General features: G+C 38.9%; 10 protein-coding genes. 3 read left to right on the top strand and 7 right to left on the bottom strand.

The genetic code is table 11. From position 1 onward, the window contains the following. Window positions 1-108: 108 nt before the first annotated feature. Window positions 109-378, bottom strand: coding sequence for a 30S ribosomal protein S15 (gene rpsO, locus G322_RS0104975; RefSeq protein ID WP_028866424.1), 270 nt, complete (start codon window positions 376-378; stop codon window positions 109-111). A 583-nt stretch (window positions 379-961) separates the two neighbouring features. On the opposite strand from rpsO, the gene G322_RS0104970 reads away from it, so the two are divergent. Together G322_RS0104970 and G322_RS0104965 are read left to right on the top strand one after the other, a co-directional pair. Next, window positions 962-2,266, top strand: coding sequence for a serine/threonine transporter (locus tag G322_RS0104970; protein ID WP_084683683.1), 1,305 nt, complete (start codon window positions 962-964; stop codon window positions 2,264-2,266). 50 nt (window positions 2,267-2,316) lie between these two features. Further along, window positions 2,317-3,684, top strand: a complete 1,368-nt coding sequence (locus G322_RS0104965; protein WP_022940704.1) for an L-serine ammonia-lyase — start codon at window positions 2,317-2,319, stop codon at window positions 3,682-3,684. A 52-nt stretch (window positions 3,685-3,736) separates the two neighbouring features. On the opposite strand, the gene G322_RS0104960 is transcribed toward G322_RS0104965, so the two are convergent. The 3 genes from G322_RS0104960 to G322_RS0104950 form a co-directional block, all read right to left on the bottom strand. Continuing rightward, window positions 3,737-4,774 carry an HlyD family secretion protein gene (locus tag G322_RS0104960; RefSeq protein WP_022940703.1) on the bottom strand — a complete coding sequence of 346 codons (1,038 nt, stop codon included), beginning with the start codon at window positions 4,772-4,774 and terminating at the stop codon, window positions 3,737-3,739. Between the two features lie 63 nt (window positions 4,775-4,837). Further along, window positions 4,838-6,151 (bottom strand): glycosyltransferase family 2 protein, encoded by a 1,314-nt coding sequence (locus G322_RS0104955; protein WP_022940702.1) that lies wholly within the window; start codon window positions 6,149-6,151, stop codon window positions 4,838-4,840. Next, on the bottom strand, window positions 6,144-7,481 hold the full coding sequence (locus tag G322_RS0104950) for a TackOD1 domain-containing metal-binding protein (protein ID WP_022940701.1): 1,338 nt from the start codon (window positions 7,479-7,481) through the stop codon (window positions 6,144-6,146). Before G322_RS0104950 ends, G322_RS0104955 begins: the two co-directional genes overlap by 8 nt. Window positions 7,482-7,604: 123 nt before the next feature. Between G322_RS0104950 and G322_RS0104945 the strand changes: the two genes are divergently transcribed. Then, window positions 7,605-8,534: a LysR family transcriptional regulator gene (locus tag G322_RS0104945; protein ID WP_022940700.1), complete on the top strand. Its 930-nt coding sequence runs from the start codon at window positions 7,605-7,607 to the stop codon at window positions 8,532-8,534. On the opposite strand, the gene G322_RS0104940 is transcribed toward G322_RS0104945, so the two are convergent. From G322_RS0104940 to rbfA, 3 genes are all read right to left on the bottom strand, one after another. Next, entirely contained in the window at window positions 8,531-8,740 is a 210-nt protein-coding gene (locus tag G322_RS0104940) for a hypothetical protein (RefSeq protein WP_022940699.1), read from the bottom strand. The genes G322_RS0104945 and G322_RS0104940 overlap by 4 nt on opposite strands. Window positions 8,741-8,863: 123 nt before the next feature. Beyond that, the gene (truB, locus tag G322_RS0104935; RefSeq protein ID WP_022940698.1) at window positions 8,864-9,796 is read right to left on the bottom strand and encodes a tRNA pseudouridine(55) synthase TruB; all 933 of its coding nucleotides are present in this window, start codon (window positions 9,794-9,796) and stop codon (window positions 8,864-8,866) included. Then, a complete protein-coding gene (gene rbfA / locus G322_RS0104930) occupies window positions 9,796-10,248 on the bottom strand; it encodes a 30S ribosome-binding factor RbfA (protein ID WP_022940697.1) in 453 nt (150 codons plus the stop codon). Before rbfA ends, truB begins: the two co-directional genes overlap by 1 nt. Window positions 10,249-10,310: the final 62 nt, after the last annotated feature.

The following is a 10,310-nucleotide window of genomic DNA, read 5'->3' as shown; positions in this document are numbered from 1 at the left end:
ATAGACCAAGTTCAGCGATGGGAGTAATTGCTGGCGCTAATATTTTTAAATTGCACAAACAAAAAAAGAGCCCTTAGGCTCTTTTTGTTAACAAGATTTAAATCGAAATTAACGACGTAAACCAAGTTCAGCGATAAGTGCTGTGTAAGCAGGAATATTTTTACGCTTTAGGTAGTCAAGCAATTTACGACGCTGAGAAACCATGCGTAATAGACCACGACGGCTATGGTGATCGTGGATGTGCTCTTTAAAATGACCTTGAAGGTGGTTGATTTGTACTGTGTACAATGCAACTTGAACTTCAGGTGAACCAGTATCGCCTTCTGCGCGACCAAATTTAGCTACAATTTCAGCTTTCTGTTGTGCACTTAGTGACATAACATACTCCGATATTTTGTGGTTATGTGAATAACCTATTTTAATTATTATCGCCGATCACTAATTCAGCGACAAAGTGAACCGCGGATTCTACGGAGTATTAACTCAGTAAGCAAACTCTTTCACCGTTAATTTCATCACGATGGAGGAAAAAATGAAATGCTTAACCAACAGCAACTAAAGAGCACAATACAAACATTAACAGTGCCTACATTTACCTACGACAATGATGCTTATCCTCCAAGTAATACTTACAAAATGGAATGAATTTAGACAGTTCTCCGCAACAATTAAAAAACATCAAAAAAATCACAAGAACAACACGCATTAACCATTTGAAAAGGAGAATCCATCTCAAAAACATGCGTCACATCTCACTATTTATTACGAATGTAACAAACTGTAATAACGCCAAAAAAGTCGTGTACACAGTAGGGTTAATGAGATTAAATCAGGCCTCAATGCACAAAATGCTTTTACTCTTTAGTACGAACGGAATTGAATTAGAGGTGAATACAACTCACAAATACCTCTAAAAAAGTAATAAATACTTTAAATGGAGGTTATGTTTAAAGGCTTTATTATGAACAAAGAAATCATCGAAAACCCTGACTTCACAGCAGGCACCACCCCCCCCCCAGCAATCGAAAGACTAGATGCAACTCGTTGGAATAAACAAGATACCACTTGGATGTTAAGTCTATTTGGCACCGCCGTCGGTGCTGGCATTCTGTTTTTACCCATTAATGCCGGTCTTGGTGGTTTTTGGCCTCTCGTTGCAATGGCTGTTTTAGTGGGGCCGATGATCTACTGGGCGCACCGTAACCTTTCACGTTTTGTTTTATCCTCTAATAACCCCAACGCTGATATTACCGATGTGGTCGAAGAGCACTTTGGCAAGGGAGCAGGGAAACTAATCACCCTGCTGTACTTTTTTGCTATCTACCCTATCTTGCTTATTTATGGCATCAGCATCACTAATACCGTTGATAGCTTTATGGTACATCAGCTCGGTATGGCCTCCCCTGCACGCTGGTTATTATCGATAATTCTTATTATGGGTATGATGGCAGTAATGCTGATGGGTGAAAAACTCATGCTTAAAGTAACCCAATTTCTGGTTTACCCACTGGTGATTATTCTGTTTGCGATATCACTTTTTTTAATACCAGATTGGAATTTATCGGCCGTAAGTCAAGTACCTAGCGCCATTGATTTCACTACCACACTTTGGTTAACTATTCCTGTTTTAGTCTTTGCTTTTAATCATTCACCCGCAGTGAGTAGCTTTGCTACAAAACAACGTGAACAATATGGTGAGCATGCGGTTAAAAAATCAGATGCTATTTTAAAACGCACATCAGCCATGTTATTAGGCTTTGTCATGTTCTTTGTTTTCTCAGTGGTTCTAAGCTTAACACCAGAGATGTTAGGAGAAGCAAAAGCGCAGAACTTACCTGTATTGTCATATCTTGCAAACGTACACGGTAGCCCACTTATCGCTTATTTTGGCCCTATTGTGGCGTTTGTTGCTATTGTTTCTTCATTTTTTGGTCACTATTTAGGAGCACGTGAAGGTCTCAATGGCATTATACTAAAACAAGCAAAAGCAATGGGAAAAGAGGTAAGCCTTAAAAAAGTAAACCAATTCACCATCGGTTTTATGATCACTACGCTATGGCTAGTGGCAGTATTAAACCCTGGTGTACTGGGCATGATTGAAAACTTAGGAGGACCTATTATTGCAACCATTCTATTTTTAATGCCGATGTACGCCATTAAACGTGTACCTGCGATGGCAAAGTATCAAGGCACTATTGCAAATGTATTTATTACCAGCATGGGCCTCATCGCGATATCAGCAATTGTTTTTAAATTACTTGCTTAGTTAACTAATGAGCAAGAGATAATTCTCTTGCTCATCTTAAGGAAAAAATGATGTACAGCGTTTTTGATATTTTCAAAATTGGTATTGGGCCCTCAAGCTCACACACATTAGGGCCAATGAAAGCCGCTAAACAATTTATTGAAGCCCTTAAAGAACAGGTTAAGTTAACGGATATCACCGCCATCAGTGTTGATCTCCATGGCTCACTCTCTTTAACGGGGAAAGGACATAATAGTGACGTAGCCATTATTTTAGGACTTGCAGGCTTTGAGCCTGAGCATGTCGATCTGGATATGATCCCAATCTTTATTAAACAGGTAGAACAAACAGAGCAACTGCCTATTGATTTAGCAAGCCATACAGTAATTTTCCCACGTGGTGCAATCAACTTTATTAATGAAGCACTGCCTCTGCATGAAAATGGTCTCGTGCTACACGCCTTTAAAGGTGATAAAGAACTGTTTTCACAGACCTATTATTCTACAGGAGGTGGCTTTATTGTTGAACATAACCATTTCCACGATAAGCAAACAAACCAAGAAAATGTAACCTACCCCTTCAAAAATGCACAACAACTGCTGGAGTTATGCATAGATAACAACATTAGTGTCAGCACACTAATGATGACAAATGAGTTAAATACTCATAGTAAACAACATATTGATTTACGCTTTGAAAAAATTTGGCAAACCATGGTTGAAGGGATAAAGCGAGGTTGTGCAACAGAAGGAGTGTTAGCAGGGCCATTGCGTGTGCCACGTCGCGCACCTGCATTGCATCGTCAATTAGCTATTAATAGTGATATTGTTGCCGACCCTCTGATCCTTATCGATTGGGTCAATATGTATGCACTGGCAATAAGTGAAGAGAATGCAGCTGGCGGACGAGTGGTAACCTCCCCTACAAATGGTGCAGCTGGCATTATTCCTGCGGTGCTCTCATATTACGATAAATTTGTGACCAAGGTAGAGCCTGATCACTATCAACGTTTCTTTTTAACGGCGGCTGCCATTGGTGGGTTATTCAAAGCAAACGCTTCTATCTCTGGCGCAGAGGTGGGTTGCCAAGGTGAAATTGGCGTTTCTTGCTCAATGGCAGCAGCGGGCTTAACAGAAATTATGGGGGGAAGCCCAGAACAGGTAACCGAAGCAGCTGAAATTGCAATGGAACACCATTTAGGCTTAACCTGCGACCCTGTTGCAGGGCAAGTACAAGTACCCTGTATTGAACGTAATGCAATCTCGGCAATGAAAGCAATTAATGCATCACGCATGGCGATGCGTCGTCATTCAAAACCACGTGTTTCACTGGATAAGGTGATTGAAACCATGTATGAAACAGGTAAAGACATGAACGCAAAATACCGCGAAACATCACAAGGAGGGCTCGCGATAAAGATTGCTTATACCTGCACGTAAAAGTTACAATAAAATCGGCTCAGTTCACATCATTGTTCTGAGCCAACTTTAATTAAAAGAGTACGCTAAGTGGTAACCCTTCCATCAACTCAAAATCGGCTGGCCTCTCTTTTACAAAATGTACCACCACTTTCATCATCGATTTTTGTGCTTCAAAGGGTTTAGAGAGCTGTGATGGGATTTTAGAAGCCAGCTCCGTCGGGTGTGCAATAATACCTGCATAATCACGACCATCAGGAAACTCAATAGTCACTTTTCGCCCTACTTGGCTATTTAATATATATTTTGCATCCAAATAAGCAATCACTTCAGGCTGTTTTTTAGCATCAGAAATCATCATCAGTGACTGACCTTGGCTAACCATCTGCCCTGAAATCACACTGATCTCAATAATAAACGCATCATAAGGGCTATAAACCGTTAACTCGTCACGCTCTCCCTTTTTTACTACTAATGCTTTTTTTACCGCACGTAAGCTATCTGCATATTGCCCCGTCAATGAATAGTTAGTTTGATGCACCTGCAGTTCAACTTTAGCGCTAGAAAGCGCTTTTTCAGCGTTATTATAAAGGTTAACAATCGCTGCAAAATCGATCGCTGAAAGTTGCCCAATTTTAGAAAAATGTAAATAACGTTTATAGACCTTCTTCATCTCCACTAAATTTTTATAAGCAATGCTTACTTTCTCTTGATATAACAACCGTGTTTTCTGCTGAGAACTATCCGCGTTAAACTTCGCTACTTCCGTTTCTAAAAAAGTGATCTCTGCCTCTAAGGATCTGTCTTGTATTTGATACAAAACCTCCCCTTTTTTTACGCTGTCTCCAACACTTCGTACTTTTATGTTAATCAATCCCGCTTTAGGGGCAACCATATCAATAGGGGTAAAACTTAAAATAGCAGGTGCTTGATCCACTAAGTTGGGATAAACCAATTTATAAGTGATCATCACCACAGGGCTTAACACTAAAAACAGGATCAAAAACCAACGTATTCGGTAACCCAGTCGTTTCGTTTGTCCGTAACTCACCTTTACACCAGACTCTTGTGACGGGTTTCTCTGTTTATGTAACTTAAAATTCACTTTCATCATCATCTCTTAAAATTTATTAACACGTTGAAGACTCAAAATCGGGGCTATCTGTCGATATAACTAAAATTTATTGCCACGTTTTAATACCCACCATGGCGCCATCGTGGACTCTTCATGACTTCTACGCACAATCTCATTGATCACTGAAAATGCGGTGATAAAACGGAGCATGTAGGTATAAAAAGGGTATAAAAAAACCCAGCCACACAGTTTTATATCTTGCCTAGGACGCTCAGAAATTAAGACTAGATAGACAATATAGTTAAGTAAAAAAAAGCTTAAATATAGAAGATATAAAACAAATAATACCGACAACAGCAAATAAAATGGATATGCGAAGAGAAAATAGAGGGTAAATATCAACACCAATATAGGTAATAAAGTATTTTGAATCACCCCATAAATAAGGGTATACAAAAATGTTTTCCAGCCCAACAAAGCAGGTGTCAATCCTTTTTTATGTTTACGTAGGTATAAAAATAGCAGATCCCCATCCCAACGTAAACGTTGCAGGGTCAGATCTTTTAAGGTAACAGGCACATCGGTGTGGCCTACTGCAAGAGGAGTAAATACTATTTTTTTTTCGGGATTACGTGTTTTGTACTGCTTTAAACGCATGGTTAGGTCTAAATCTTCGGCCGTATGGGTATCCCAACCACCAACACGTTTTAGAGTCTCTTTACGAAAAGCGCCAAATGCCCCAGAGATATTATTTAACAGCCCAAGCTCTGACATGCCTGTTTTATTGGCCTGCATAGAGATCATATATTCTAACGATTGCATGCGGGTTAGCAGGTTCACTTTATCATTACGCACCCGCAATGCCCCGCCACTCGCCATCACATTTTCATCTTGAAATTCATTGATCATATGCAATAACATATCGTTATCAAAAGAGGTATCTCCATCGACATTAATAACAATCTCATTACGTGCAGCGGCAAGCCCTGCATTTAACGTTGAAACGCGTCCACCACGTTGCCATTTAGGGATAACTCGCACACGCCGTAGTATTTTTCCTTGATGCTTTCTCGCCCCTTCAAGCGCAGCCTGATAGGTATCTTTGTTTTGAATCGCACCATCTACAACAGGCAGAACCTCTATATCTCCAGGGTAAACTTGCTCAATGAGCGTATCAATTGTTTGCAAAATATCTCGGCCCTCACCGTAACAGGTGATAACAAAGCTGATAGAGGGTGTACGCTTAAGTTGTACTGGCTTTTTACGCCATGCCCAGTGCATTAAACCTAAATAGCCCATGATCACCAGTGGCAGTTCAATCAAAATAAATACTGGTAAAAAGATAAATAGAGAGTCTAAATTTTGCCCAAGTGATTCAATAATTGCATGACTAATATTAATAAAATCAAACATTTTTTAATGCCTTACTTAACCAAGCTTCCATGTTGATAGCTGCACCGTTATTCTCCATATCAGTAATAGGTAATTGCCATGCATCTAACTCTAAAGAAAGTATATCAACACTAACCAGCGCCAGAATTTCATTTAATTTCACCTGATAAAAATTCAATGATTGTGCATCGGTCATCGGTAACAATAGCAATAACTTATTTTTTTGATATAAACAGCTCACATCAGTATCTTTAAATATCTGATACATGCGAGATTTTAACTCCTCAATTAACTTACTTAGTGCCACTTCTCCATGCAGCTTAATATATGTTTGTCGCCCAGCTAATGATAAATTCAGTAGTAATGCACTGTTACCACTATTCAATGCTAAACGATTTGTCCATGATAATAGACTGATGAAATAACTAGGCTCAATTGATTCCTTTAACAATAATGAGGGAGCATCATTGAAGGTATTGCTTAACAAGTAATTTGTGACATTTTCGGTAAGATTAAATACACTGACGTGCTCAATAACAAGGTTATCTATTTGATGCGTTTTAGCACAATTGAAGCAGTTAACAACGGTGTCTGCTTCAATAAAGTCATGATTACAATCAAGGCATTCATGTACCTCCAGTGGACGATCGTAATCAACACCAATATGTTTAAGCTGTGTGAGACATTTGGGGCAACTTAATCGATTATCTTTTTTGAATCTATCTTCATGATCAACAAAACCACAAGTAAAGCAGTGCAGTGAATTTTTGCTGTGAATATGGTTACTATGGCAAGCAGGACAAGCTTCTACATAATTAAGGTGGTTACTGTCACAATGAGAGCAACTGCGCACACGATCGACAAATTGTGTTTTTACTAAATATCCCTTTTTTAAGAAATCAGTTAAGTAAGAATATTGATTACTGTGCGGATCAATATACGACTCCAGTAATGGATAGCTATAAATCTGTGCGCTAAAAAGAGACTTATAGGGCACTAATTGACGATGGCTGTCCATCCATAACCAAGCGAGCAATTTATCTTTTGGTTTTTTCCCCATCAGAGTAAACTGTTGTTGGTGTGTTTCGATGGCTTTATCAAGATCAGTATTACTGATTAAACCATCACTCAGATGCGGCGTGAATAAACTTGCTTGTTGTGTATAAATTTTCCAAGACCAGCTGTGTGGTAAACGATGAAGTTGCATTAAAAAACTATCTTGCTCAGTTTCACCGCTCCCGATGATCACAACAATATTAACCATCTCTTTTAACTCAGTGATGGAAGTGAAGGAAATTATATTTTTTAACTGTTGATTGGAGTCTTTCAACTGATAACCATATATATCCATCTATACCTCTTATTCATTTTGATATTAATAAAAGATAATATACTGTGACGCACATCTCACAAAGAGCTTGTTTTATATACCAGTTATAACAAAATAGTTATAAATAAAAAAATCGAGATCATTATGAGTAAAAATATGTTGAATCAGCTTGATTTAAATTTATTAAAAATATTTAAAGTAATCGCAGAAGAAAGAAAAACAGTGACGGCTGCAAAACGCCTTAATATGACCCAACCGGCTGTGAGCCGTGCACTGCGCCGTTTGCGTGACCATTTTGATGATGAGCTATTTGTACGTACTCGCCATGGCTTAAAACCAACAGAGAAAGGTGAGATCCTTTGCCAAGGTCTGCCCATTATTTTTGATCAACTATCAACATTGGTGGCAGAGCTTTCTCCCTTTGATCCATTTAATCACCATGCAATATTAAAAATAGCACTGAACCCTTTTATGACTTATTCATTAGTAGAACGTCTGCACCAGACATTAAGTCAACTTGCACCAAATATTACGCTGCATTTAGAGAATTGGGATGAACAAAGTATTAATAGATTAGTATCAGGTGAGTTAGATCTCGCTATAAATTATCAAATCCCGATCACAATTAAAGGCATCATTACAACGAAAATAGCAGAAGATAGCTATCAAATAATTGCCAGAAAAGATCATCCACTCAGTAAACAAGCCTGTAATATTAGTAAACTACAACGCTATCCACTTGCTATTTATTTAGTCCCAGGTTGGAATGGAAAAAATTTATTAATTGAGCAATTTTACAAAAGTAAAGGTTATGAAACAAGTGTCTCAATACGTTCACAATCAGTTTCAACTATTTTAAATATTCTCAAAAATAGTGACTGTATCTGCCCAACCTCAAAGTTTCTCAATATCGAGGATCTAGACTATTTAACATTATTAGATGTAGATAGAAGTGAGTTTAATACCAGTGGTGATATCCTCTATTATCAGCATAATAGCCATCAAAAAAGCCATTATCATCAATGGGTAAAAAGTATTATCTGCGAAATAATGATAAGTTTACAACAATATTAAAGTTCCACTTCGAGAGCAATGTTAGTACAGCCTTTTGAGCAACTTAGTCCGCTTTCATGGTTGCTTGAAACCGTTAATTGCAGTGGTTGCTTGCAGGTAGTGCAGAGTACTGTTTGCCCTTTTCCTATTTTTTTGATCATGTTTTTCTGTGCATTAAACGATTTTGCAGAAGATTTATTAATTGCTGAAAAGTCGAGTTTAGTCATAATAGTGTCTTAAATTAAAGGTAATAATTTTACAGGAACACGCGTTCACTGTGCTTTATATTTGCGGTTAAAAGCACAGCTTGTTGAAATCGTATATAAACGTTGTCTTGTTTCCGTAACTTATTAAAGATTGACCAAACGCTTTGGTGCGATAAGCCCATCATCGTTCATCTCACCCATACCAATAAAAGTATGTGCCTCACCCACCGTAATACGCACTAAAGTGTCGTCGGGCGCGCCAAATACTTGCACGGGTTGGCCGTGTAAGATGAAATCACCCATCTCATCGGTAATGTTCACTTCAGGATAGTCTTTGACTGCGGTGTCCATCTCAAGTAATAGCGGATCAAGCAATTCATAAGGGCTGATACCTTGCTCTTTTGCTTGCTCTATTAAGCTATCTAACTGCTCAATCGTTACCATTTTATCATAAGGATAATCGGCAACTTGAGTACGGCGTAACATCGAAACGTGTGCCCCACAGCCAAGCAGTTCACCTAAGTCATCGGTAATGGTGCGAATATAAGTCCCTTTGCTAACATGAATATCCAGATCAATCTCATCACCTTCAAAGCGTAATTGATTGATTTCATAGACGGTAATGGGCCGAGCAGGACGATCGATCGTGATCCCTTCACGCGCATATTTATACAAAGGTTTACCTTCAAACTTTAATGCAGAATACATTGATGGTATCTGCATAATATCGCCACGGAAAGTATCCAGTGCGATATCTAACTGCGCTTGCGTCACTGATACCGGTTTTTCACAAACGACATCGCCTTGTGAGTCACTGGTATCGGTGCGAACACCCAATTTTGCGGTAACGATATAACGTTTGTCTGACTCAAGAAGAAACTGAGAAAACTTGGTCGCTTCTCCTAAACAGATGGGTAACATACCCGTTGCCAGTGGATCAAGCGCACCGGTATGGCCCGCTTTATTGGCAAAGAAGATGCGTTTAACACGTTGCAATGCATGGTTAGAGCTGATACCAGTGGGTTTGTCTAATAGAAGGACACCATTAATGCTACGACCTTTACCACGCCTTGCCATTATGCGTTTTCCTTGTCTGCAGCATTTGACTCTTGCGACGCTTCTTCGTTGCTTTGATCTTCTTCATAGATACGACCCGATTCAGCCATTTTTACTTTATCATTTCTAACTGCACCACTGACAAGTTCAGAAATACGCAAACCTTCTGTTAACGTATCATCAAAACAGAAACGTACTTCAGGGACGATACGTAAACGCATCGCTTTACCGAGTAAACGGCGCACATAACCCGCTGCAGAGTTTAATCCTTCCAATGATTCATCATTGGTTTGATCACCAATGGTTAAGAAGGTCACAAATACTTTTGCGTAAGCTAAATCACGGGTGATATCCACACCAGAAATAGTCACCATGCCAATACGTGGATCTTTCACTTCTTGTTGCAAAATACGCGCTAGCTCTTTTTGAACTTGCTGCGCAACACGTGAGGTGCGGCTATAATCATTTGCCATAATAATCTTTCCTATCTATTTGTAACGACTCAAAGCGTAGCGCTGAATGGTTAATGTAATTT

This window comes from Psychromonas hadalis ATCC BAA-638 (assembly GCF_000420245.1).
Classification (GTDB): Bacteria; Pseudomonadota; Gammaproteobacteria; order Enterobacterales; family Psychromonadaceae; genus Psychromonas; species Psychromonas hadalis.
This window is presented reverse-complemented; position numbering and strand designations above follow the sequence as displayed.

Coding starts and splice junctions, on each gene's coding strand:
- rpsO (WP_028866424.1), bottom strand. CDS start 378: ATGTCACTAAGTGCACAACAGAAAGCTGAAATTGTAGCTAAATTTGGT.
- G322_RS0104970 (WP_084683683.1), top strand. CDS start 962: ATGAACAAAGAAATCATCGAAAACCCTGACTTCACAGCAGGCACCACC.
- G322_RS0104965 (WP_022940704.1), top strand. CDS start 2,317: ATGTACAGCGTTTTTGATATTTTCAAAATTGGTATTGGGCCCTCAAGC.
- G322_RS0104960 (WP_022940703.1), bottom strand. CDS start 4,774: ATGAAAGTGAATTTTAAGTTACATAAACAGAGAAACCCGTCACAAGAG.
- G322_RS0104955 (WP_022940702.1), bottom strand. CDS start 6,151: ATGTTTGATTTTATTAATATTAGTCATGCAATTATTGAATCACTTGGG.
- G322_RS0104950 (WP_022940701.1), bottom strand. CDS start 7,481: ATGGATATATATGGTTATCAGTTGAAAGACTCCAATCAACAGTTAAAA.
- G322_RS0104945 (WP_022940700.1), top strand. CDS start 7,605: ATGAGTAAAAATATGTTGAATCAGCTTGATTTAAATTTATTAAAAATA.
- G322_RS0104940 (WP_022940699.1), bottom strand. CDS start 8,740: ATGACTAAACTCGACTTTTCAGCAATTAATAAATCTTCTGCAAAATCG.
- truB (WP_022940698.1), bottom strand. CDS start 9,796: ATGGCAAGGCGTGGTAAAGGTCGTAGCATTAATGGTGTCCTTCTATTA.
- rbfA (WP_022940697.1), bottom strand. CDS start 10,248: ATGGCAAATGATTATAGCCGCACCTCACGTGTTGCGCAGCAAGTTCAA.